The organism is Rivularia sp. UHCC 0363, assembly GCF_034931125.1.
Classification (GTDB): domain Bacteria; phylum Cyanobacteriota; class Cyanobacteriia; order Cyanobacteriales; family Nostocaceae; genus Rivularia.
In genome coordinates, this window is the sequence record NZ_JAYGHM010000033.1 from 53,180 (window position 1) to 77,801 (window position 24,622).

Consider the following 24,622-nt stretch of genomic DNA (forward strand, 5'->3'; position numbering starts at 1 on the left):
ATTCCCGCTAAATAATTACATCTAAATCTTCCAGGTATGTTTCAATTTCTTGGATTTCCATCTCTACCTGTTCTTTGATTTGGGAATCCACCTTACCCCCGCTTAAAACCTTGTTTAAATAACGGACATAATCTTCTAAACTCAATCTGGTCCTGTCTCGATCGCTATGGGTAATATCCTCAACTTTTTCGGCAATTTCCTTGATTAACGGTGAATTACCTTTGAAAGCTTTAAATGCGGCTTTGCGATCGCTACCTAAAAGCAATAGTCCGTTTTCTAGTTTTCGCGCTTGGTCTGTATATACAAAATATTGCCTTCTATGATTGACGATTAATTTATACGGATCGGGTGCTAAGGCTAAAGCAAACCAGCGTAATGCTCCACCGTCATCTTCTGGAGGAATTAAATTAGGAAAACTTGTCCAATTCCGGTCTAGATGCTTAAACACTTTATTGGGATCTAAGTAAGCCAATTCCATTTCTTTCATACCGTTGAAAGCGAACAGAGGTACGCCTACTTCCACCCGAAACAAGGTAACTTTATGATGTTCACCCGTAGGAACGAAAGAAGGATTTTCTCTTCCTTTGGGTAATCGACTCGAAAGCGGAGGACTACTAAAAACTGTATTGCTGCTCTCAACTCCGTAGTAATAAAACTCATTAATGACGTGCTGCTGTTGAGTGGGAATTTCCGATTCTTCATATTGCCACAGCGGAACTGCGAGTTTACCCAACTGTTCTAAATCTGTTCCTGCATCTTCTGGATTGCTATTTGCCAAAACCTCTTCAACGCTCATGCTGGTGAGAGGACGATAAATCTCCATTAAAAAGGCAATGATTTCGTTTCTGACATCTTCAACTTTTTTATCCGACCAGCTTGTCAAGGTTTGAGACTTTTCTCGATACCAACGGATAAAGTCTTCCCCGGTAAATGACGGACGTTTCGATTCCAGATTAGCCCGTTGAATTGTGTGAATAAAAGGGTTATCGTTGGGTGCTTGACCGTTTCGAGAACTGTAAATCTGCTGGATATCGCGATCGACCTTATCTAAATTGCTATGAATCGAACGGCTCTTTTCCTGAATTTCTTCTACTTTCGTTCGCAATACACCATAGAGTTCAGCCGCTTTATCACAACGCTTCCAATGCAAATACATCTTCCACTTTTGGTCAACTCGTTCCTTGTATCTTTGACAAGCAGCTTGAATAGCTTTCTTATTTGGAAATAAACTTTCTGCGGCTTGTTTAATCTTTTCTTCTTGTGACTCTAATTTCAAAACATTAAAGCTAGACTCCGCTTCTTTGGACTTACGCTGGACGCTTTGCTGCAATTCATCGAGTTGTGAAGAAAGTTTGCTCAAAAATTTTAGAGCATAATTTATCCCATTGGGACGGTTAAGACCGCGTTCCCACCAAGTAGATATAGCAGCAGTTGCAGTCTGTTCTAAATTAGCAAAATTTAATCCAATTTCCCTAACGGTCTGTTGCTCAATTTTATCCAACTGGCGCTTATATAATTCTTGTATAGTCGTCAAAGCTGTACGCTCGAAGCGCATTTCCCCAATTCTAAATTCGGGTTTGATCTGTCCTCCACCTTTGCTTTCTGTCAAAGTATTCAGGACATTATTCACTTCTCCTAACTTGCATTCTTGCAAAAACCGCTCGATTTCGCTGTCAACATCCATTGCTGTAGATGCCATCAACTGATGCTTAAGCAATTTACAAGCATCCTCTAGCATCATCCGTTCGTACTGGTGTACGGGTAAAGCCAAGGTAGCAAAACCAAAGCTACAGTAGTTAATATTACGTCCTCTAACTTTCTCTCCAGTCGCTAGATAAGCACGAATATTATCGGCAACGTTAGCAGCATCAAGTCCGATTTGAGAGCCGATTTGAATATATAAGCCATCTGCAACTAAATTCTGCAAATCGTCGGGACGGCTGACTACAGTACCTTTTTTATTAATACCATCAATTAAAAATACCGCATCAAAAGGAGGGCGATCGACTTTGAGCTTGGAAATACCGTAATCAATTTCCAGGGCATTGGACGGTGATAAATTCCAAAAGTGTTCGATCTCTTTGAGAGCGCCATAGGCATTAGATTTTACCATATGAGTTTGAGCTAGGTTAGAAAACACTCTCGGTAAAACAAAGACTCCCGTAATATTGGAAAAACTATTAAGATATTGCCGTGCTAAAAATGCCGTATCTAAAAAAGTGCCGCTACCAGTTCCACCGGCTAAACTACCCACAATAAAAATTTCTACACCATCGCGATTGGAAACTTGAAAGTTATCGGAAAAGGCTTGTTTGCTAGTGCGGATTCCCCGGACTTTATTGACTGCTTGTCCGATCAGACTGCTGATATCCCCAACTTTGGCAAATAATGCTAACCTTCCGCGAGCGCGAATCTGTCCGGCACCGTTGATAATACCGTGTGAAGGAATTTGTTTGGGCCACCATTCATCAATGTGTTCGTTACGTCCTCCCACTAAACCGCTGGGATTAGCGACAGATATAGCATAAAGTTCGTTGGGTTCTAGATAAACAGTATTACCATCGGGAGATTTTTCCCGTTCTTGGATATTTTCGGTGGTATCAATAGAAAGAAACTGAATAATTTCCGGTACTGAACCATAAACATCGATGAATCTTTTTTTGAGCTTGAGTACAACTTCATAGCCCGTACCGCCTAATCCAATGACGACGGTAGGACGAAATACAACTGTGGGACGTGACATGAATTCTCCTTTGACATCATTTAATTTATTCGTTGATGCTCAATCCAGTTAAATTGCAGCTTAACGTTACCAATTTCGATTATGTCCTCATCGTAAATTTCATCTGTAGTTACCTCCTTGTCATTGATGCAAATATTACCTTTGCGACAACGTAACTCAATATTCTTTTTACCCGATTGCCTGACGGTAACTAACTCAGCATCAGAATTAGCTGCATCAATTGCGGGTATTAAATCACTTAAGTATACTTTGGTCTTATGCAGGTTCGCCAAACTAATCTCTTCATCTACTGAGGATTGTGGCGGTGGTTCTAAGATTAGCAGCGCTCCTTCTAAATGTTTGCGGGTGCGGATATCTTGAAGCAATTCCAGAGGTGTTTGACGCTGAATGAAACAAATTACTATCAGGGCAATTAACAGTAATAATAGTATTAATAACGACCAAGTAATAATTTTTCGCCAGAGTGGGATTAAAATATTTAGTTGAATAGAAGCAGCAATCGGACTTGCGATCGCATCCGGGACTAATTGCAAAGTGAAAGTGCGATCGCCTTCAGAACTATTGTCAGCAACCTGCAACTGTACGGGAATTTTAGTTTCTCCAATTTGCAAAGATACGGGTGAGTCCGGTTGTACGAGGGAAATACCTTGAGAATTACCCTGTAGCTGCAATTTCGCGTTTCCAGAGATGTTGCTGCGAACTACTATTTGAGTCGCAGTTGTTTCCCCTACTTCCACGGAGCCAAGATCTATCAAGGTCGGTTGAAGCAGCAGTTTCGCTTTGATAGTTACGGGTAAGTCAACGGTGATGGGGGCGATCGCCTTATTTTCGCTTGCTAATACCAACCGCAACCCACTAACACCTCCTTGGACATCATCTGGAATTTGCAAACCCACGGGAATAGATGTTAGTTTATTCGCGGCTAAAACGATTCTGCTGTTGGGTGATAAGCGAATACCAGTTTTATTCGGGTCTTGTAATTGCAAACTTACCGTATTGTTAATATTACTAATGCCATTAATTTTGAATTCGGCAGTTCCTGGAGATACTGGCTGCAATTTTAAATCAGGTATACTGATATCAATTTTGGGTTTTATTACTACTGGTCGGATATTTTGAGCCAGTCGATTTAACTCAACTCCTCCAGGGTCGCGCAATACCCGTCCTTTTCCGCACAGCGCTGGATTATTCGCGAAATCATTCAGCTGCTTTTCGTGTTCTTTTTGTCCGAGAGATACAAAAAATATATAGGGTTTGCATTGTTGCTCGCGCAAAAATTGCGTATTACTGGGAATGGGAACCGGGTTCGGAATACCACTTACGTCTTCCACTCCATCTGTCAAAAATACGATGCTAACAGTACGACCGAGAGCATCACTACGCTGATTTAATACGGCGGAATGTTGCAGCGCTTCTTGCACGGCTTTACCCGTATGAGTACGCAGACCATTCGCTTCTAGTGAGGTAATTATTTGCTTGAGTTCACCCCTGTCTAAATTGTTAGCAATAGGACTATTTTTTGTCTGTAAAGTTACATCTTTATCGAAACTGTAAATAGTGACTGTATCGCCTAATCTAGCAGTATTAACAAATTCAGTAATCGATTTTTTTACTTGATTAAATATATTTTTTGTTCCTCCAGCACCGCGCATAGAAGCAGAAGTATCTACTACCACAATCCAGTCAATTCCTCCTTTGGAAGCATCTTGAGCAAATGCAGTAGATAAAGAAATCGGCGCTAAAGTTAAAATAAAAAGGCTTTGTATTGCTCTTAACCAATGCTTGGAGAATCTAATCATTGATAGATTTCTCCAAACAGATAAAATTTAACTTGATAAATTAGTATCATATGAGTAACCCTGAATTTATTACAGCTTAAAGATACTATCCCCATACAAAAACTGACACTGAACTCAAATTGATTCAGTGAGTCTTTAAATGCGATATCTCCAGCATAAAAATAAATTCTTATGCCAAATGATTATAGATTTAATAAAGTATTTATTAAGCTATATGCTAACTAGAGAAATATTCAAAACTCAATAGTAAAATTACTTAAAATAAATTGTTTAAATCCGCGATAGCTTATGAATTAACTCATACATAAATTAGATATACTAGAAAAAATCGAGTTAAATTTTGATATATAAATGTTAAAACTAAACTTTTTTTCCTTTGATCGACTAAATTTCATCACCGTATAATTACTGTTTAATTACTTGTTATCATTTAAAAGAATATTGACTGTACTATAGATATGTGTCTAACTAGTTTGGGTAGACAAGCTTTTTTTATGTAGCGATACCCGATCGGGACAGTGTATCGCTGAATAATTAAGATATCCTCACCTAACCTTCCGAAGACCTCCTCACCTTTACCTTCTCTGCTAATAAAGTAAACAAAACAATCCCGCAAAAATCTGCCGCTAAATCAACTAGATCGAAACTACGAACAGGTGAAAACATTTGCAAACATTCTTCAATTACAACAAAAAAACTGATAACAGTTGGTGCTAAAGGAAGAGCAAAATTAATATAAAAAATATTTATCTTGCGCTTATTAAATGCTAAATGTCCTAAAAAAGCCGCAAATCCTATCAATAAAAAATGTAAAATTGTATCGTAATGAGGAAATTGTTTGATTTCAGTAGGAATAATCTGTAAATAAGCTGATATAGATATTGATAAAATAAGTCCAATATAAAACCAAAAGGCAATCAGCCAAGAACGATTAGTTTTCATTGCAAGTTATTTATATTAAAAAAGCATTTGTTAGAAACTTCAAGCATAACAAACGCAATTCCGTAAATACCGTTTACAAAAAGTGATAATAATAACTAATTATCTACAGTATCGGGGTCAAGACCTAGTTCCCGCAATTTAGCTTTTAACTGTTCGACTTCTGCTTCTGCTTGATCGGCACGTTGACGTTCTTGTTGTATTTGTTCCTCTGCTTGCTGTCTTGCTAAAACCTCTTGCTGCAAGGCTTCTGCTAATTCAACGGGTATGAGCAGCTTTTCGCCGTTATCTTCTCTGTAGAACCCAATTAATCGCCCTTCGATTTGCAAGCGCAATTGTAACGGTTCGCTGCGGCTATCGGTAATAGATTCGTAGTTTTCCCCGCGCAATCGGTAGCCGCGTAGTTTTTCTTCTATCCATTCGCCTTTGGGATCAAATAGCCAGTATTCTTTAACACCTAATTGTTCGTAAAGCGTCTTCTTAAAAACTTGGTCTTTATCTTGGGTTCCACCGGAAGTCATTTCAAATATGACGCTGGGAACTTCCCCTTCTTCCCACAGTTTATAGTTATCGCGTCCACCGGGAGCTACATCGAAAATTACCATCACATCCGGCGCAACCCGCAGTTTGGGGAAGCCTTGAGAGTAGTATAAAAATTGGTCGCCCAAAACCGTTGCTTGACGATTGCTCAGATATTGCTTAAGAACTTCGAGAGTAGTTAGTAAAGCATAAAGATGATCGAAAGTTTCCGCCACTGGTTCTCCATCAGCGCTGGGGTAGAAGATTTCGGTTTGGTTTTCGACAGGTAGAGTAGCTGTCATAAAAATTTTGGATTTTAGATTTTAGATTTTGGATTTAATCTGCGAATCAATTATGGAGCTTAAGTTTATTGTAGCTGGCGATTAAAAACCGCGCCCCAGTTGCTTCAACGCCCTTCCGCACAAGGTGCAGGCTCGCTTACACAAGCAAAACTCGCCTCCGTGGATTGTATTCACTAAATATTTCTGTTCTAATCCAAAATCCGAAATCCAAAATCGATTTACCCTGCTTGTAAATTAGCTTGTTCTTGTAGCCAAGAATCTACTGGTTGCCCATCTTTGCGCTTTAATTCAATTTCTATAACCATCACTTCTTTAGAACCGGGAGGGGCAGGTTTTTTATGGAAGATAATGTCATAATCAGCAGGATTTTGATTGCGTTCTTTTAACCAATCCTGCACTTTTGTTGTTGCAAAAAACGATTGTCCTTGCTCGAACATTGAAGTAATCTGCATTTGCAGGTTGTAAGGATTTAGTTTTCCCATTGTAAAGCCACCTTTGTAAAGAAATTTTTCTTTTGGCTATTGTCTTCAGTTACTGTTATATAATAGACAATGTACGGCAGGGAGTGCCGGAATTAACGCTTGAGGAGCTAGTTGCAAGACTAGGATAACACGGATACCGGAAAGATTCCGTGTGCCCAAGAAGCTAAGCCCTTGCGGTTTATGCACTTCAATATTTTATACGATCAACGAAAGGGGCAGGCATTTTGTCTGCCCTTTAACATTTTTGTACGCATTTTTATCACCTAATTAATTTTAGATTAAGGCACAATTTTTATAACCAATTGTTTAAATTATTGGGTGCGACATTAAAGGCGATTTCTTTAATGCGAGGATTAACTAATATCATCTTTTGATTAATTTAAAACAAAATAGCTTTTTAAATTAGTAAATTAATTTTTAGGTTAAGATTAAGTTAAATTATTGAAATCAGCCCATAAATCGCTTCAAGCTTAGAAATAGAGCTTTAATCGTTGAATTTCGACCTTTATTGTTTAAGCTATAACTTAAAAAAATAATTTTTATTTTATTTTAATCTTAGTGTAAACAAATTTGTAGATAGAGAATAACTTGCATAAAAGCTATCAAAGATAACCCAAAATAATGTAGAGCCGAATAAATTGTTTTACCAAAACAATGAAATATCAAATCGCGCTCTTTTTTATATATATGGTATCAACACTTTTCAAAAAAACACGAAAAATTACCATTTCAGCGGTTAGTTTTATCCGTAAATTAACCAGTACGAGAGTAAGTAATTTATCTCGTCAAACTAAAAGGGGTGGTGCGATCGCCACTTTGGTAATGGTAATTATATTAGTTGGAAGCTCGGTTTCGGCACAATTAGCCCCATTCGATCCACTTAGTAAAGTAAACGTTCCCAGACCAAGCAATATTGACCAATTTATTAAAGACAAAACATCTGCGATCGCGTTGGGTAAAAGCCTATTTTGGGATATGCAGGTAGGTAGCGATGGTATCCAATCCTGTGCTAGCTGTCACTTTAATGCTGGTGCTGATAGTCGGTCTAAAAACCAAATCAACCCTGGTTTTAACAACCGTTTCGATCTTGCAGTAGCTCCGAACTATCAATTACAGCCAGGAGATTATCCATTTCATCGCTTGGAAAATCCAGACGATATTGCTTCTACTGTCTTATATGATACGGATGATGTGACGGGTTCCCAAGGTGTGTTTCGCGCAGACTTTGTTGATGTGAATCCCGGTAGCGATAAGGATGTAACCAAACCGTTGCAAGATACGGTTTTCAATGTTAACGGTGTGAATGTCCGTAGAGTGACAACTCGTAATACCCCAACGGTGATTGATGCTGTGTTCAACTTCCGTAATTTCTGGGATGGAAGAGCGCAAAATATTTTTAACGGGGTCAATCCTTTTGGTTTAAGAGATAAAAATGCTTTTGTTTTAAAGGCTCCGAATAAAAGACAACTTAGAGATGTCAAAGTCAAAATTGATAATGCTTCTCTAGCTTCCCAAGCTGTCGGACCACCAGTGAGTGCTTTTGAAATTGCAGCGGAAAACGATGATGTAATTGCACCATTTAGAGTTAATCTCTCCGAATCGGAAGATCAAATTGAGGTACTTGATGATAGCGGAAGCTTGATTGAAAAGGGTTCTGCTGTTGAAGGAGTATCTGCTGAAGAAACTCTGGAACAAAGTAAACAAAATATCAAGAAACCCCAATCGATTAAACAACCCGTGCGGAAAAGACCTTTTAAACGATTTGGGAGAAAGCTAGGTAAAAAATTAATTGCTGTTACTCCTTTGAATAAACAGGTTGTAGCTAGCGATGACAGCGTTTTAGGTTCTTTAAGTAAGTCTCCTACAGGTTTGAATAAGTCCTACGAGCAATTAGTCCAAGATGCTTTTCAGCGAGAGTGGTGGGATTCAAACCTAGCTATCAGGATTAACCCCGATACTGGTAAACGCAGATTTATCCGCAAACCCAAAAATCGACCTCTGACAACTAACGAATATACTTTGATGGAGTATAACTTCGCGTTATTTTTTGGCTTAGCAGTCCAGGAATACGAATCTACCTTGATTTCCGACCAAACACCATTCGACCAGTTTCTTGGTGGTAATCAAAGCGCTTTGACCGCACAACAATTACAGGGATTCGAGAAATTCCAACGCAATGGCTGTATTGGTTGTCATGCTGGTTCGGAATTGACTACTGCTTCGGTTAGTAATGTCAAAAGTAAAGGACGCATTCAGCGAGCTCCATTTCCTCCCAATACTGTAAATCCTGTAGAAGACACTGGATTTTTTGCGATCGGTGTCAGACCACCTCAAGAAGATGTTGGTGTTGCTGGTAAAGATGAGTTTGATAATTCGTTATCGGAATCGACCTTGGCTTTTGAAGGTAAATTTAAACAACTTTTGGGTGAAGAACCACCTGTAGTTCCCAACTCTCAACAAGACATAATTGCCAATGGTGCATTTAAAACACCCGGACTCCGCAATATAGAGTTAACTGCTCCATATTTCCACAACGGTGGACAATCGACTTTAGAACAAGTAGTTGACTTTTACAATCGGGGTGGTGATTTTGGTGGACTTCGAGCATTAAACTTAACTCCTGATGACAAACAAGCTTTGGTTGCTTTTCTCAAAGGTCTTACCGACGAACGAGTTCGCAATCAACAAGCACCTTTCGACCATCCACAGTTATTTGTTCCTAACGGACATCCTAACGACCAAAATTCTGTAGTTGTGGATTCTAATACATCATCTAATGGTGTTCAACAAGCTCAAGATAGTTTGTTGGAAATCCCTGCTGTGGGTAGAAATGGTGGTAAACCTTTAGCAGAGTTTTTAGAATTTTGATTCAGGTAAGAATTTAATTACCATTTGATTGAGGAGGCGTAGCAGTGCTGCGTCTTTTCATTTTTTTATATATACTAGGACTTACGCACTGTACAAATTAATTATGGTATGCGTTCACGAAAATAGATCATTTCAGACTTTGATAGTTTATGAGTATATAGTCATATGTAGGGGTTTAGCAGTGCTAAACCCCTACGATGAATGTGGCTTTCCCCATATCCATATTTTGTATTTTCTGTCAATGCGTAAGTCCTATATACAAACAATTTTGGTTCTTCAGTACTTGGGATGTTAACTAAATAGTCGTTTTAAGGCAGTAGGCAGAAGGGGAAAAATAACTTTCTTATCGTTATCAATACAAATAAATTACTTTAAAACCCTTATATAGTAAGTGTTTTAGATGATTTTGCTGAAGATTTAGCATACTATCAAACGTGTGCGGAAGACAGCAGGTGCGCCAAGCGTCTCGCACAGAAGGGACGCGGAGTTTTATGCCCCATGCCCCATGCCCCATGCCCTATAACAATCCCCGATAATGAATAAATACTAAAAGCACTGCCCAAGAACCCAAAGCAACTTTAATTGCAACTAAAAAATTCAGTAAAGGTAAAATCCCACCGCTAAATAATGTACCCAATTCTCCATGAGGTAATTCAAATCCCCATAGAGTAATTACTGATAACACGATAAAAACTAGTGCTGAAACTTTCTCCCATTTTGATGCGTGCCAGCGTTTGTAAATTGCCTGCATCCATTCCGATGATGCGGTGATTGCCACTAAACCGATCGCAGTTCCTCCGGCAACTCCAGCGGCGAAACCACCACCTGGACTGAGATGTCCGCGAATTCCTAGTTCAATCCCGACTAAAGCCGCAATGGTGGCTCCTAACCGCGCTAAAATAATTGATGGTCTGTCGGTAAAGTGATAAATCGTACAAAATGGTCTTTCATTGGTTAGCAAAAAGTTAGCTCCCATTATGGCAATTGTAAACACCACAACTTCAAAGATAGTATCGTACAACCGATTCCGAAAAATGATACCGGAAACTGCGTTCGGGACTCCACTTTCTTGTACAACTGTTTCGACTATGGGCATTAACGCTTCTGGATCTGGATTTGCTTCCATAAGCATTTTGACAAATAACAAAATCCCTGCGGCAACATAAACCCATTTCATAGATGTTGACCCTCTAATTTTGGTACATGAGTATCTGATATATTTACGTAGCTCAGAATTGTCTGTGGAGACGAAAGTTCGGTGTGCATGATGTCATAGATGCGCTGAATCCGAGTTGTGGTTTGATAGGGTTTTTCTTTAGTATCGTTATCTACAACTGATAAACGGGTACAGGTTGCATGGATTTCTTTTTCTATTAACGCTCGCTGTAATGCCTGTAGGTCGTTGTATATGACTATTTCTAGCCGCATATGACGTTTATCAAGAATTTTGCGGAATTCTGCCATTAGTTGCTGAAATGGACATTCCTCTGTTGGGTGGTTGGTTCGATTTTCGAGTACTCCCAGACGTAACACTAAGGACGATCGCACTGCTACGGCATACAAGGTAATTGCCAATAATGTACCCATTAATGCTTCGGTTAAAGCGACATCTGGGGCTGCCAAAACTGCGTATACTAATGCCGCGATCGCGCCTAATATTCCTCGTAATGCCAAAGCGTGGTAGGGATTAACCTGAAATACTACTAAACAAGCGGTTATAGGTAGTAAAGCAACAATTATATAAACGTAAATATCCAGATTGTTCATTTTTCTTCCCCAGCACTTGAACAGTAAGCCAAAACGTACCCTAGCATGGTGTTCCAAATTGCTAAGGTGATGATTACGAGGATGAGTAGAGGCCATTCACTGGGGATTTTCAGCAGCAATCCGAAAACAATCGCGATCGAGCCAAGAGTATCTGCAACGGAAAGGCTGTGTAGTTTAAATAAGACTGAGCGTTTACCTAATAGGGGAAATGTACCCCAGAACCAAAAGAAGATGCCTATTGCAATACAGGCGTAGCTAATAATATCAATAATATTCATGATGTTTCCCTCATGCGTTTGATAATTTGTGCTAATAACATTAATCCGGCATTACCGACGCTTAGAATAATCGCTGCAACTACACCAATCATCCAGTCATCGCGCAATACGGACACAACAAGGGCGATTATGGCTGTTTTACTGGAAATGCTGGCAAAAGCTAACATTGTCTGCCAAATACTTTCATCTTTCCAGGCTTCGTAAATCGGTATGATTAAAGCTAGCAGCATGGGAATTAAGATTAAATTATTCATCTTCTATTGCCCTCGTCGGTCTAACTCGGTGTACTTCGTACCAGCCATCTTGGCGGTATTTAAAGACGATAGTCTTGGGGGTAAAGGTGATTAAAAATATATCGAGAAAAATTAACCTTGGCGATCGCGTTGTTTGAACTTGCTCCCGCACAATATCTTCGTATTCGTGGGGACGGATAATTATTTCCACAGCTTCGATATATGCTTGGGGAATTGCCACAATGATTTTCCCTAAAACCTGTAACCAATCTTTCAAGGCTTCTGGAGATGGATAACCACGAGGTAAAAGCAAGGCAACAATTACCCCGATGATGATATTTGCCGCACTTAAATCCGATGTCAGCAGAAACCAAATAGTAAGTCGTAATATTAAATGTCCAACCATGAAAATGCCATCCAGAAGAGTAAAATCAAAGTTAGGCTCATTACACCGATCAAATGGTCGAATTCTTCGAGTACGCGAGGTAATTTCAAAGCTATACGTTTAAAAATTAACCAGTACAGCAACCAACCTAAAGCAATTTTTCCGAGTGCTTTGGCGATATTTATGACGGTATAAGCTGGGAAATAAAAACTATTTGCTACAATCAACCAGCCGAGCAGAAGTATAATTGCAGCCCAAAAACCCAGCTTTGGTTTTTCTTTTTGTGCGTGGGGTAAAAAGATGAATTTGGCATATACTATTGCCGTTCCCACAACTGCAACGTTCATGGGAATAACTTGCCAAGGTAGAAGATTTTTCATGGTTAAAGCTTTTGCTCCAAATCCACAGAGCAACGGGAAACCGGATATGGAGAGACTCGCTAAAATTAATACGATCCAAATCGGAGTACTAATTTTACTTTGTTGCAGTTCCTTGAAGCTACGACTCGGTAAGCTACCCGTCGTTAAAAATAGTGCTGATTTCCCCAAACCATGCGCTAATGCGTAAAAACCAGCTTCTTGAGGTACTGCAAGTACCCAACCTAATTGAGAGATTGTACTTAATGCCAGCATCCGCTTCGTATCATTTTCAAAGATAGCGCAGAATACTCCTAGTAAAGCGGTTGCGACTCCGAAAATTCGGATAATTGGATCGACTTCCCCGACAACTAACGCACACCTTACCAGGGGATACACTCCAGCTTTAACTACTACTCCCGATAACAATGCAGATACGGGGGTTTCTGATTCTGAGTGGGTTAAAGGTAGCCACCATCCGGATACGAACACTCCTCCTTTAACTAAAAGTCCTAGAAAAATCAAAGCTAAAGCTTCTGGTGGTGCGTCCCGTAAACCAATGAAACTAAATGAATGACTTGCTTGATAAACCAGTACTGCTCCTATTAAATAAAACAGCATGGATATATTGCTGATAAACATATATCGCAAGCCAACCCAAATCGAACGGTCAGTACGGGGATAAGCAATTAATAAAAATGCTGCAATTCCGCTGACTTCTAAAGCTACATATAAGCTAATAAAATCAGTACAGGCAAATGCTGCATTTACGCTTCCGTGTAGAATAATGGCTTGGGTAAAGAAAAAAGGTGATTTATCGCTGCGCCAACAGTACAAAACGACTGCGGCAGTTACTAAAGCGTTGGTTAATATAAAGTAACCGCTTAATCGATCCACCGTTAAAGTTACGCCAAAACTGTTGAGCAACTGCAAGTTTAATGGCGATTGGACAAATAACTCCAACGCATAAGCAAACGATGCAATTGTTCCTAAGAGTGCTAAATAGCGGTCAAGTTTAGGAATTAAATAAATTGTGAAACCGAGAAAAAACGGTAAAGCAACCCAGGCGATCGTAATATTGTTCATGATGGGGTATTGTTCTTCTCAATCTCGTTGCTTTCTAAAGTCGGATTATCCCGTGCTAACTTCATTACACCCACTAACATCAAAGCTTGAATTGAAAAGCCGATGACGATTCCTGTTAAGATCACCGCTTGAGGAACTGGGTCAGCATAAGTGGGGCTGGAAGTAGTAGAGATAATCGGTGAAAATAAGCCATTTCGCGATGCGATCGTCACATAATAAGCAATCACCCCCGTACTCATTACATCCATCGAGACGATTTTCATCACCAGATTTTTTTTAAAGATGATGCCCAAAAATCCACATAAAATTGTTGCGAGGACAAATGCTTCTAACACAATGTTTGCTTTTTTTTGTAGGGTTTACTTATAATTATTTCTTAGGAAGTGTATTGCTTTTTCTCTATGGAAGTTTGATATATCTTGGATAATAGATATAGGCAAAGTTATCAATTAAAATACTTCTTAATTGAGTGCAAATAAGACAAATATCTGGTTATCAGCGGGTTTTGCTTGAAAATGGGTCTTGATTAGATATTTTTACATATCCCGATTTTTATAAGTTTTTCATAAAATAGCAAGAAGGAAAGCATTTTTGAGTTGGTATAGGGCAAGTGATGCAAGTACCAGTTTTGATCTTTTTCCTCCTATATTAAAAATTAATTAATTTCTTATATCTAGAATAAATGCTTTTTGGTGTTTAAAGCAAGTAATTGGTTTTGGGAATTGTTATTCAAAGGGTTGTGGCATTACGCACCAACGGTAAACTGGAGTGAAATGGAAAGTTCTATTTTTATTAAGGGTTATATTCAAATTCGCTGTAACTGCTATAGCCGATCCAATCACTAATAGGGGTTTGTGCAACTTCATAGGTGTAACCGACATCCCAAAAGCCGATATTGTATTTGGTTGGCGATCGCATTTGATTCATGAACTGATCTATTTTACGGCTGCGAGCGTGATTGCTCGAATATTCAACATTCACAGATTCTATCGTTATCATATTTGCGGATTGAAGCGCGATCGCAATCACTTCTTGTTTATTTTTCTCCTGTAACGTTAATCATACGATGCTCGTAAATTTCGTTATATCCACCGTGATAGTAACCGTAAATTTCGATAGGTGTAAGCTTGCTGAGGATAGAAAACCTGGCGATTGATTGAATATGTCTCCGGCACACCTTCGGTGAACGCGGCTACACTAGCGAAACCTACCTACGTGGGTTTAGGAGAATTCGTCTTCGTTTAAAGAAAAGCTATTGAAAGATTTAGCATATTCTATAGCTTGCGAACTTGTACGAATAGCATCATGATCTGTAGGCTGTAACCATCCTTTGGAAAGACTTAAATTTAATGCATTAAATTCCCCTTGCTTTGATTTCTCCCAAACAAAAGGGTAAATATATCCTCCATCTTCATGTCCGGGTATATTAATGCAAGGACATGATTCTAATAAAAGTTCTAAAGTCTCTAAAATTTTATTAGTTTCTTTATTCATGATTTTTTATCTTGAAATTTCCAATTAAATAATTAAGTGACCGTTAAATTTTATTAATTACCAATTACTGATTACTTATTAATAATCCGCTCAACTAAAACAGAAACATCACTAAATGCAATCGGTTGAATTGTTCCCGCAGTTAGCGTAAATTTAGTCGCATAATCTCCATCTAATGGATCTCTGAATACTATTAAATGCAATTTTTTCAGATTAACAACCCAATACTCTTTAATTCCAGCTTCAGCATAAATTTTGCTTTTTATTTCCAAATCTTTCTCTAAAGTAGTATTGGAATACTCAATTACCCAAAAAATATTTTCTACATAGGGATGATGTTCTCGATAATCCCTGCCTAAAGGTTGAACAATGGCTAAATCGGGTTCCGGTTCCGAATCGTTGGGTAAAGTAATTGGTTTCGCTTGACGAACCTCAACACATTCACCTAATAACAAAGTTAAATACTTGCCTGCTTCATGGCTACAATAAGCGTGAGGTTCTCCTTCTGGCGACATTTGGACAATTTCTCCTTTGAGTAGTTCAACTTGGCGATCGCGCAAAATCCCAGCAGCAATCATTTGATGATAATCTTCAACCGTCCACTTTGCAGCAATAAAAGTCATTTACTTTTCCTCATCATTTCCTAAATTCATGTTAAAGCATTCATTCCGATTTGCATTCACTGCTTAATATGCTTTACAACAAATACTAAATATGAATCATCTGGATTCCATCCAACTAAAAAGCGCTATATCCCTCTTCGCTAAAAAAATTGTAGAGACGAAGCATATTTCACCTCATCTCTACATTAAAAAAATATAAATTCAGACAGAAACTTATTTTGGTAAACTGCCTACTTGAGGTTTGTTGATGTATCCATAAACCAGTCGAGAAACTTGGTTAATAAAAGACTTAGCGCGGACATCACCAAAAGGTCTTCGCACCATCATACCGGCTAAATAACGCTTACCATTAGGCATTGTCACAATACCTGCATCACCAAGAACAATTCCCAAAGTTCCTGTTTTGTGAGCAAATTTGGCACCTTTACCAATACCTACTCCTAAATAAGCTTTATTCTCGACGCGATACATAATATCTAAAGCTTTAGCACGACTGGTACTAGTTAATAACTGATTTTTAGAAATCAGCGCTCCTACTCTAGCTAAATCTTTGGGACTAGTAGTATTAGTTCCTTTGAAATCACCAAGTAGATTGCGGATGACAGTATTTTGCAGTCCCCAATTACGGAACCGCTGATTTAATCTAGCTTTACCACCCAAGCGATCAATAACCATATTAGTAGCAGTATTATCGCTGATGGTAATCATTTTGGTGACAGTTTCCATCAAACTAAATTTAGTTCCGGGACTTCTATACTGCATTGTTCCGGAACCTCCAGTCATCAAATCGCGTCGCATGACTACGGTTTCATTTAATTTAACTCTACCTGCATCTACTTCTTCAAATAAAGCAACTAAAAGCGGAAGTTTGATTGTAGAAGCTGCGGGAAATGACTTTTCTCCATTGATGTCTAAATAATCTCCCGTTTCCAAATCCAAGAAAAACATTCCTGGATCTAAATAACTGTAGCGAGACATTAAGCTTTTAACTTGGGAATTGAGTTGTGATATTTGACCTCCTAAAGGAACAACTCCTGCGAAGGAGGAAGCTTTGGGAAACTGCACGGGAATTTTTTCTTCACCGGAATTCGGATTAGAAGTGATTCCGCGATCAATAGATGAAAAATTAATCGTCCAGTGAGAAGCAGTATCACCTTGAACTAATAGTTTATCGGGAGAAACTGTGTAACCTGGTGCTAATTCAACTACTAATCTGGTCGTTTTATCGTCAACTTTCCCGACTCTAATTTCTTTGACTGCGGTCTTAAATTGTTGACGAATCGTATCTTTACCTAATTGCGTACCGGGTAAGTCAATTACAAGTCGCGTCGGATTATTAATTAAAAACGCTGTCGGTTGAACTCCTGAATCTGTAGTTAAATCCAGTTGATTTAGAGTAGGATTAAAATACCAAGATTGAAAGTTAGCGGCTCTTAATGGAGAGGATAACAGCACAACACTGCTAATAGCGCTAAGTAATAAAAAGCGTAGTCTCATGTGTATGATTTGCGAGCAAGCAGAGTATTTACTTGAATAAACTTTTCAGTTTACCTATGTATTATCCGGAAAAAAAATACCAGTATTATCCTAAATCTAAACTTGAGTTTTAATATATATTTTTAGGCTTAATTATTTTCAGACGTATATATAAATGAATGGTTCCAATCAAAACTGAATCTATTTTATAGTAGGGCTTAAAGGACTTTTCATAGAGTAAAATATAGCGTTGTAAAATGATGCCCATGAAAATATAAATTACATATTACTAGCTTGAGACATATCGGGAGCGAGACGCTTGCACTACTAAAATATAAATAGATGTTGATACTATAATCTCAATCCATTTAAATTGGTTGCCATCTTGTAAGTATTAAATATTGTTTTAATAAGCAAAATTCTTATGCGAGTAAGATGCTCGTTAATTTAAAAAATTTTAGTGCGTTGACGAAGTGTGTCCGTTCTCCTGAATGGTAGGAAAATCTAAAAAGCTCGCTAGTTAAAAAAAATAATCTCTGCTAGTCAAAAGAATAATATATTGATATTGCTCTACTAAACACCTTATGAATATCCTCCCTAATTACATCAACGGTGAATGGCAAACATCCACCGCTACGGAACACCTAGAAGTTATCAATCCTGCTACAACAGAGGTACTCGCGAAAGTTCCTTTATCTCCAGCAACGGAGGTCGATCGCGCTGCTGAATCTGCTGCAATAGCTTTTATTTCCTGGAGACGTACTCCCGCAACGCAACGAGTGCAATATTTATTTTTACTCAAATTCCTATTAGAAGAACATTTAGAAGATATCGCTCAAACTATCACTCTCGAATGCGGAAAGACTTTAGCGGAGTCAAGGGGAGAAATGCGTCGTGCGATTGAAAATGTCGAAGTTGCTTGCAGTATCCCGATGATGATGCAGGGAACTAATTCTGAAGATATTGCACAGGGAATTGATGAAATGATGATTCGTCAACCACTGGGGGTGTGTGCGGCTATTTGTCCTTTTAATTTTCCAGGGATGATTGCTTTTTGGTTTCTACCCTATGCGATCGCTTGCGGTAATACCTATATTGTCAAACCTTCGGAAAAGGTACCGCTGACTATGCAGAAAATCTTTAAGTTATTGGAACAAACTGGTTTACCTAAAGGTGTGGTGAATTTGGTCAACGGGACAAAAGTCACGGTTGATGCAATTTTAGAACATCCGCAAATTAAAGCCATTAGTTTTGTTGGTTCTACACCTGTCGCGAAATATATTTATAGTTGGGGTGCTGTGAATGGTAAACGAATCCAGGCTCAAGGTGGTGCGAAAAATCCGATTATCGTTTTACCTGATGCGGATATGGTGACGACAACTCGTATTGCTGCTGATAGTGCTTTCGGTTGTGCGGGACAAAGATGTTTAGCGGCTTCGATCGCAATCACTGTAGGAGAAGCAAAACAGGAATTTACAAAGGCGATCGCCGAAAGTGCAGTTAACCGAGTTGTCGGTAATGGTTTGGATGATAATGTGGAAATGGGAACTGTAATTAATTCTCAAAGTAAAGCCCGAATCGAAAATTTAATTGAAAAAGGTGTGGAATCGGGTGCGAATTTATTAGTTGATGGTCGAAATCCCCAAATATCCGGTTACGGACAAGGGTATTTTATTCGTCCGACGATTCTACAAGATGTAAATCCTTTGAGTGAAGTTGCTAATACAGAAATATTTGGTCCTGTATTGAGTTTGATGCACGTAAATAATCTTGATGAAGCGATTTCTTTAATTAATAAGAGTCAATTTGGTAATATGGCTTGCTTATTTACTTCTTCTGGTGCAGCAGCGCGTAAATTTCGTTACGAAGCCGAAGCGGGAAATATCGGTATAAACATCGGAGTCGCTGCACCAATGGCATTCTTTCCCTTCAGCGGTTGGAAGCAAAGCTTTTTCGGAGACTTACACGGACAAGCAAATCATGCTGTGGAATTCTTCACTCAAACCAAAGTTGTTGTAGAACGATGGAAAGATGAATGGTCAAGAAAGTTTTGAAATTGAGAATTGAGAATTGGGAATTGGGAATTGGGAATTGGTAATTGGTAATTGGTAATTGGTAATTGGTAATTGGTAATTGGGAATTTTGGATTTTGGATTTTGGATTTTGGATTTTGGATTTTGGATTAAATTATTTAGGACTTAGGAGTTATAAATTATTTCTCCCCATCCCCCCATCCCCCCATCCCCCCATCCCCCCATCCCCCCATCCCCCCATCCCATCTTTCCATAAATTTTTCACAATCTGGCACCGAAACAAGTTAAAATCCGTCACTGTTACTCAATTACTATCAAACAATTATTTTATAGGTAGTGTAGGAGTTGAATGTGAAAATAGCTATTATCGGTAAAACATTAGTTGCGTCTTTGGGTTTACTCGCTTTATTTGCACCCCAACGTGCTGATGCTCAGATAGTTCCTCAACCTTGGGTGTCTGTTGGTGCTAAAGATGGTGATGTTACCTATGCTGTGGGTGCAAAGGCTTTAAATTACGGTGCGGAATTGGGAGTAGGAGAAGACGGTGCTGTTGGTGTAGATATCTTGCAATTTCTTCCTTTACCGAAGATTTCTCCTTATGTTGGCTTAGGATACTATACCGAAGGTAAAGGTATTGCCGTTTCTGGTGGTGTACAGGTTAGTCCTACCAAAAATTTGTTTGTTGGTGCTGGTTATAATACACGTCGGGGTATTAACGGACAATTGGGAATCAAGTTCTAATTTTTTCTTTAACTATTCTCAAACTATATTTAATTCGACATCGTTGACTAAGTTAGCGATGTTGATTTTTTTGAGCGGACTATCTTCCGACTGAGAACAAATATCACGGATTGATTTGTAATTCCATCTTCGGTGAGATAGCAGTTGTAAATAAAATCTGATTAAATTTATACGAGCTGCATTTGTAATATGGCTCACTTTTTTGATCCGCTTATTTAAAATAAAGGCGATTCTTAATGCTTTTGCTAATTAAAAAACTTGGTGGTTGGAGTAAGCAACAATTTTCATGGTTATGGGAAAGCAATAGCGGAGATTGGCCTTGGTTAGCTGAAAAAACGATGCAGGTTTCGGGACTTAACCGCAGTTTGTGGAGGGGTGCAGTTCCTTCAATCAGCTTTTATGTTTTGCTTTCATTGTCTGGTGTGATTGCAACTTTTGGACTTTTGGCAAATAGTGCTGCAACGATTATCGGTGCGATGATCGTTGCTCCTTTGATGGGACCGATAATTGCGATCGCCTATAGTATGGTAGCAGCAAACCAGCGTCTTTTAAAGCGTTCTACTTTTACTTTAATTAAAGGTATTTTATTAACTGTTGCGATTTCTTTTTTGATTGCTAAAGGAGTCGGGATTAGAACTTTGGGTTCGGAGATTGCGGGAAGAATTAGTCCGACTTTACTCGATATGGGAGTAGCTTTAGCTGCTGGTGCTGCTGGTGCTTACGCAAAATCTAGACGCAGTATTGCTGATGCATTACCGGGAGTTGCGATCGCGGTTGCATTAGTTCCACCTTTGAGTGTGGTTGGGATCGGATTAGCGATGAATTCATACTCGGTTGCGATCGGTTCAAGTCTGCTGTTTTTAGCTAACTTAACCGGCATTATTTTTAGTGGTGCAATAGTCTTTCTTTCACAAGGTTACGGTTCCCTAATTAAGGCTCGTCAGGGTTTGACCGTATCGATTATAGCAGTAATTCTCCTCGGTTTACCTTTAAGTTTTTCGTTACAAACATTGCTGGTTCAAGAACAAGCTCGCCGCCAAATTTCCTATTTACTCTATAATAAAACTCAGACTTTCGCTGATACAAAAATTAGAAGCATTAAAGTCCGACGAGAAGGAAAGCAACTTTTTGTTGACATGGAAGTAGCTGCTGCTCTTGGTTCGATTACTGATAAACAGATGCAGGAAGTTCACGAGTTTTTACAAGCAAAATTGAACAGACCAATAAATTTTCAAGTTCAAATAATCCCTACTCAGCGATATGAGCTTCCAGCTAGTAAACTTTAGAATAGAATTTTTTAGACTTTCGATAAACTAACGATTAATTTAGGAACAATAATAAAACAAAATGGAAGATTTTTCAATTTGGAAGTTCCCATTATCTCGTAGGAAGCTGTACAATGTCGAAAAGAAAAATTCTAGAAGAAGGTAGAGATTATAGTTTTCGTTCTTATTTTGAATTAGCTTACGAACCTGATGAAATTTTGGCTGAATTTGATTATAAGCTGATTATACAGGAATTAAATTTACCTAAAACAACTCAAGAATTGCTACGAACATCAGAATTAAAGCAAAAAATCAAAGCTATTTTACCTTTCGTAAGTTTAAGCAATGAAACTGCAAGGAGAGAAACTTTAGTGTCTCCTTTGCTTTTAGAAGTGATTCGCTATTGTGAATGTAAAATGCGAATAGAATATCCGCTAAGGGTTAGTAATATCCTAAAAGGGAATTTAGATTATTTATTACAACTAAAAAATCATTTTTTAGTCATTGAAGCCAAGAATGACGATTTGACTAGAGGTTTTACTCAATTAGCGGTGGAATTAATTGCTTTATCTCAAGTTGAAGAACAAAATATTTATTATGGTGCGGTGACGATTGGTGATGTATGGAGATTTGGTAAATTAAATAGAATTGAGCAGACAATAATTCAAGATATTAATTTGTTTAGAGTCCCCGATGATTTGGATGATTTAACAAAAGTGATTGTGGGTATTTTACAAGGTGTGGAAGTTGAGGATAAATTTTGAACGCAAAAATAATCATCCCCTCCACGGAAATACAGGAAGGGGTGTGAAAATAATTGCGGACTAAACTAAATTAAACTAAATCCGGAAATACTGACTGTACTGCCGGGTGTACAATTTTATGATGGTCTACGTTTAAGCCTTTGGCTAATGCTGGATTATTAACTAAGGCTTTTATTCCTTCCGAAGCTAACTGCCGCACATAAGGTAAAGTACTATTATTCAATGCTTGTGTTGCAGTCCAAGGTACGGCACCTGGCATATTAGGTACTCCGTAATGTATTACCTGTTCTTCCAGATAAACTGGATTCGTATGAGATGTAGGGTGTAAAGTTTCAATACAGCCACCTTGGTCAACTGCAACATCTACAATTACCGTACCGGGATTCATCTTTTTGACCAATTCGCGAGATACTAAAATAGGCGCTCGTTTTCCTAAAATTAAAACTGCACCAATAAGTAAGTCCGCTTGAGGAACAGATTCTTCAATATGAGCAGAATTACTATAAAGCAGTTCCACTCTAGAACCAAATAAAGTTTCTAAATAAGATAAGCGATCGACGTTAACATCTAAAATTTGGACTGTAGCACCCATCCCAACGGCAATTTTCGCGGCTTCTGTACCAACTACACCACCACCCAAAATTACGACTTTACCCGGCTTTACTCCCGGAACTCCCCCCAAAAGTACTCCCCTACCACCTTGCTGACTCTCAAGGTATCTGGCTCCAAACTGTACAGCAAGACGACCGGCTATTATACTCATAGGAGTAAGTAAAGGTAACTTATTAGCACCTGGAAGTTCTACAGTTTCGTAAGCGATCGCAGTTACTCCACAATCGATTAAATGTTCGGTTAATTTTCGATCTGCGGCTAAATGTAAGTAGGTAAATATTATTTGTCCTTTCTGCAAAAACTGATACTCAGACTGAAGCGGTTCTTTAACTTTCACAATTAATTCGCGATTCCAAGCAGCTTCAGGTGTGGTAACAATTTCTGCTCCTGCACTTGTATAATCATCATCCGTAAATCCAGCACCAGCACCAGCTTGAGTTTCTACAAATACATGATGACCCGCTTCCTTTAAAACCCTAACGCTCGAAGGACTTAACCCAACTCGAAACTCTCTATCTTTTGTTTCCTTGGGAACACCGATTTCCATATACTCCTCCTAAATTAATTTACTATTTTTTATGTTGCTTTCACTGTAGTGTGTCAATTAAATAGCAGCCATGCTGAATTAAATATTACAATTTTCATGTAAAATACCTTCTTCTTGCTCAAATCGGGTTTACGTCAGTTTTTTAAGCCATTACGATCATCTTGTTACGTTTTATAAAAAATAGTAAAATTTTGTAAAAAGTAATCAAATTGGCTTGATTATGAATTCTTAGCTTAAGCACTAAGATCGAAATCGAGGTCAGCTTCAAAATCGTTTAAGGAGATATTTTTCATGACAGTACAACAACCGCAACCAACTGTTACACCAAAGGTAGAAGAGCCAAAGTTGGGATTTAATGAATATGCGGAACGTTTAAACGGTAGAGCTGCAATGATTGGTTTTATAATCATGGTAGCTATTGAATGTCTAACCAATCAAGGAGTATTATCGTGGTTGGGACTTAGGTAGTTGCGATCGCAATATATAATGTTGTGCGAGCAACTATGATATTCACCAAGTCCAGTTCTTGATATAAGTTTTTTGAGTAGGTAGTGCGATCGTCTTGGTTTCTAGGTTAGGAAGCAAGATGTTCCCACTACAACTGACTATTTTTGTTTGAAATCACAAATACCTTCAAAGGTAATATTGCTTTTTGAAAAAATCGCAAGAATTCTATCGATAGACAACTATTTTTTCAATGAGTATTGTTCTAAACTTGCAGTTAGATATAAATAAACAGCATAATAATTAGACTTAGGAAACCTAAATTTTTCATAAACTTGGGGAATTCCTTACTTGCCTATTGAATAATTCTATAATAGTATTAATGCTTTGATATAAAGCGTTTATTACGCAGAAGCTATATTAGTAAACTTATACTAGCAGGGAACTGAAAACACGCTGTGATGAATGCTGTATTTCCTCGTATTGTAAAATCAGCCTACCGCAAAGAACCGCTAATCACCATACTAATAACGATGGGAATAGTGGATGCGCTAATTGGTGGATTCGATGACAGTTGGACGCTGTTCGTTTTTGGTTTAGGAACAGCTGGAATAGCCTTAATAGTAAGATGGTGGAAGATTGAGCAACGTGTCATGCAAAATGAAGAACCTGTAAAACAGTTATACTTACCAGCGCATTCTTCAAAATCTGCTTTACCAATGCTGAGTATATCCAAGAAAAAACCACCGCAATAACAACTCGGACCTAAAAATCATCTAAATATATTCTATTGTCAATTCAAGGATTAAAAAGGCAAAATAGATTTGAAGGAGGGTTTCCCTCCTTTGTGCTTTTTAAGGGTATTT

Annotated in this window: 24 protein-coding genes; 7 read left to right on the forward strand and 17 right to left on the reverse strand. The window is 38.4% G+C overall.

Annotated features, from left to right (window positions below):
* Window positions 1-7: 7 nt before the first annotated feature.
* The 5 genes from VB797_RS19180 to VB797_RS19200 all read right to left on the reverse strand — a co-directional run bounded on the left by VB797_RS19180 (window position 8) and on the right by VB797_RS19200 (window position 6,784).
* Window positions 8-2,743, reverse strand: a complete 2,736-nt coding sequence (locus VB797_RS19180) for a tubulin-like doman-containing protein (protein WP_323239327.1) — start codon at window positions 2,741-2,743, stop codon at window positions 8-10.
* Window positions 2,744-2,763: 20 nt separating this feature from the next.
* Window positions 2,764-4,542: a vWA domain-containing protein gene (locus VB797_RS19185; protein ID WP_323239328.1), complete on the reverse strand. Its 1,779-nt coding sequence runs from the start codon at window positions 4,540-4,542 to the stop codon at window positions 2,764-2,766.
* A 549-nt stretch (window positions 4,543-5,091) separates the two neighbouring features.
* A complete protein-coding gene (locus tag VB797_RS19190; protein ID WP_323239329.1) occupies window positions 5,092-5,484 on the reverse strand; it encodes a VanZ family protein in 393 nt (130 codons plus the stop codon).
* A 95-nt stretch (window positions 5,485-5,579) separates the two neighbouring features.
* Window positions 5,580-6,302, reverse strand: coding sequence for a Uma2 family endonuclease (locus VB797_RS19195; protein WP_323239331.1), 723 nt, complete (start codon window positions 6,300-6,302; stop codon window positions 5,580-5,582).
* Between the two features lie 218 nt (window positions 6,303-6,520).
* Complete coding sequence (locus VB797_RS19200) at window positions 6,521-6,784, reverse strand: hypothetical protein (protein WP_323239332.1); 264 nt, start codon at window positions 6,782-6,784, stop codon at window positions 6,521-6,523.
* A gap of 687 nt (window positions 6,785-7,471) precedes the next feature.
* Here VB797_RS19200 and VB797_RS19205 point away from each other — a divergent pair.
* Entirely contained in the window at window positions 7,472-9,652 is a 2,181-nt protein-coding gene (locus VB797_RS19205; protein ID WP_323239333.1) for a cytochrome-c peroxidase, read from the forward strand.
* Window positions 9,653-10,169: 517 nt separating this feature from the next.
* Here the strand turns inward: VB797_RS19205 and VB797_RS19210 are convergent.
* The 11 genes from VB797_RS19210 to VB797_RS19260 all read right to left on the reverse strand — a co-directional run bounded on the left by VB797_RS19210 (window position 10,170) and on the right by VB797_RS19260 (window position 17,371).
* Window positions 10,170-10,829 (reverse strand): Na(+)/H(+) antiporter subunit B, encoded by a 660-nt coding sequence (locus VB797_RS19210; RefSeq protein ID WP_323239334.1) that lies wholly within the window; start codon window positions 10,827-10,829, stop codon window positions 10,170-10,172.
* Window positions 10,826-11,419 (reverse strand): DUF4040 domain-containing protein, encoded by a 594-nt coding sequence (locus VB797_RS19215; protein WP_323239335.1) that lies wholly within the window; start codon window positions 11,417-11,419, stop codon window positions 10,826-10,828. The genes VB797_RS19210 and VB797_RS19215 overlap by 4 nt, the downstream gene beginning before the upstream one ends.
* Window positions 11,416-11,691 carry a monovalent cation/H(+) antiporter subunit G gene (locus VB797_RS19220; protein ID WP_323239358.1) on the reverse strand — a complete coding sequence of 92 codons (276 nt, stop codon included), beginning with the start codon at window positions 11,689-11,691 and terminating at the stop codon, window positions 11,416-11,418. Before VB797_RS19220 ends, VB797_RS19215 begins: the two co-directional genes overlap by 4 nt.
* Window positions 11,692-11,693: 2 nt before the next feature.
* A complete protein-coding gene (locus tag VB797_RS19225) occupies window positions 11,694-11,951 on the reverse strand; it encodes a hypothetical protein (RefSeq protein ID WP_323239336.1) in 258 nt (85 codons plus the stop codon).
* Window positions 11,944-12,336: a Na+/H+ antiporter subunit E gene (locus VB797_RS19230; RefSeq protein ID WP_323239337.1), complete on the reverse strand. Its 393-nt coding sequence runs from the start codon at window positions 12,334-12,336 to the stop codon at window positions 11,944-11,946. The genes VB797_RS19225 and VB797_RS19230 overlap by 8 nt, the downstream gene beginning before the upstream one ends.
* Window positions 12,321-13,757 carry a cation:proton antiporter gene (locus VB797_RS19235; RefSeq protein WP_323239338.1) on the reverse strand — a complete coding sequence of 479 codons (1,437 nt, stop codon included), beginning with the start codon at window positions 13,755-13,757 and terminating at the stop codon, window positions 12,321-12,323. The genes VB797_RS19230 and VB797_RS19235 overlap by 16 nt, the downstream gene beginning before the upstream one ends.
* On the reverse strand, window positions 13,754-14,092 hold the full coding sequence (locus tag VB797_RS19240; protein WP_323239339.1) for a cation:proton antiporter subunit C: 339 nt from the start codon (window positions 14,090-14,092) through the stop codon (window positions 13,754-13,756). Before VB797_RS19240 ends, VB797_RS19235 begins: the two co-directional genes overlap by 4 nt.
* Window positions 14,093-14,549: 457 nt before the next feature.
* Window positions 14,550-14,756, reverse strand: a complete 207-nt coding sequence (locus VB797_RS19245) for a hypothetical protein (RefSeq protein WP_323239340.1) — start codon at window positions 14,754-14,756, stop codon at window positions 14,550-14,552.
* A 222-nt stretch (window positions 14,757-14,978) separates the two neighbouring features.
* Window positions 14,979-15,251 (reverse strand): hypothetical protein, encoded by a 273-nt coding sequence (locus tag VB797_RS19250; protein ID WP_323239341.1) that lies wholly within the window; start codon window positions 15,249-15,251, stop codon window positions 14,979-14,981.
* A gap of 71 nt (window positions 15,252-15,322) precedes the next feature.
* Complete coding sequence (locus VB797_RS19255; protein WP_323239342.1) at window positions 15,323-15,874, reverse strand: Uma2 family endonuclease; 552 nt, start codon at window positions 15,872-15,874, stop codon at window positions 15,323-15,325.
* Between the two features lie 213 nt (window positions 15,875-16,087).
* Window positions 16,088-17,371 (reverse strand): serine hydrolase, encoded by a 1,284-nt coding sequence (locus VB797_RS19260; protein WP_323239343.1) that lies wholly within the window; start codon window positions 17,369-17,371, stop codon window positions 16,088-16,090.
* Between the two features lie 563 nt (window positions 17,372-17,934).
* Here VB797_RS19260 and VB797_RS19265 point away from each other — a divergent pair.
* From VB797_RS19265 to VB797_RS19280, 4 genes are all read left to right on the forward strand, one after another.
* Window positions 17,935-19,404, forward strand: coding sequence for a CoA-acylating methylmalonate-semialdehyde dehydrogenase (locus VB797_RS19265; protein WP_323239344.1), 1,470 nt, complete (start codon window positions 17,935-17,937; stop codon window positions 19,402-19,404).
* A 330-nt stretch (window positions 19,405-19,734) separates the two neighbouring features.
* On the forward strand, window positions 19,735-20,124 hold the full coding sequence (locus VB797_RS19270) for a hypothetical protein (protein WP_323239345.1): 390 nt from the start codon (window positions 19,735-19,737) through the stop codon (window positions 20,122-20,124).
* A 236-nt stretch (window positions 20,125-20,360) separates the two neighbouring features.
* Window positions 20,361-21,410, forward strand: a complete 1,050-nt coding sequence (locus tag VB797_RS19275) for a DUF389 domain-containing protein (protein WP_323239346.1) — start codon at window positions 20,361-20,363, stop codon at window positions 21,408-21,410.
* A 113-nt stretch (window positions 21,411-21,523) separates the two neighbouring features.
* A complete protein-coding gene (locus VB797_RS19280; protein ID WP_323239347.1) occupies window positions 21,524-22,153 on the forward strand; it encodes a hypothetical protein in 630 nt (209 codons plus the stop codon).
* 70 nt (window positions 22,154-22,223) lie between these two features.
* Here VB797_RS19280 and ald read toward each other — a convergent pair whose 3' ends face one another.
* Window positions 22,224-23,312 (reverse strand): alanine dehydrogenase, encoded by a 1,089-nt coding sequence (gene ald / locus VB797_RS19285; RefSeq protein WP_323239348.1) that lies wholly within the window; start codon window positions 23,310-23,312, stop codon window positions 22,224-22,226.
* Between the two features lie 291 nt (window positions 23,313-23,603).
* Here ald and VB797_RS19290 point away from each other — a divergent pair, with 291 nt between their 5' ends.
* Entirely contained in the window at window positions 23,604-23,780 is a 177-nt protein-coding gene (locus VB797_RS19290) for a hypothetical protein (protein ID WP_323239349.1), read from the forward strand.
* Window positions 23,781-24,217: 437 nt separating this feature from the next.
* Window positions 24,218-24,511, forward strand: a complete 294-nt coding sequence (locus VB797_RS19295; RefSeq protein WP_323239350.1) for a hypothetical protein — start codon at window positions 24,218-24,220, stop codon at window positions 24,509-24,511.
* The last annotated feature ends 111 nt before the right edge of the window (window positions 24,512-24,622 follow it).